Genomic DNA, 329 nt, shown 5'->3' with positions numbered 1-329 from the left:
GTCCCAGCTTTTGGTCCCATTTCTACAATATAGTCAGCCATTTCTATGATGCTAGGATTATGTTCAACTAATATAACTGTATTACCTTGTTCTTTTAGTTTAGTTAGTGCTTGTTTAATAAGGATAATATCATGTGGGTGTAACCCAACACTAGGTTCATCAAAAATATAAACTAAATCAGATAATGAGCTGCTTAAATATTTTGCAATTTTTATTCGCTGAGCCTCGCCGCCTGATAAAGTGTCTGTTCCACGATTTAGGGATAGATATCCTAAACCAATATCAATTAATGCGTTTACTTTTGATAATATTTCACGCGTTACACCCTT

At 34.0% G+C, this 329-nt stretch carries 1 pseudogene; it reads right to left on the bottom strand.

Going from position 1 to position 329, the window contains the following annotated elements:
* Positions 1-329 (bottom strand): annotated as a pseudogene (locus FOT98_RS31390) (excinuclease ABC subunit UvrA); the annotation flags it as partial.

The sequence above is a fragment of the Bacillus sp. HY001 genome (genome assembly GCF_007558965.1).
In the GTDB taxonomy this organism is placed as follows: domain Bacteria; phylum Bacillota; class Bacilli; order Bacillales; family Bacillaceae_G; genus Bacillus_A; species Bacillus_A mobilis.
The sequence above is the reverse complement of the archived record's forward strand: the minus strand, read 5'-3'. Positions and strand labels throughout refer to the sequence as shown.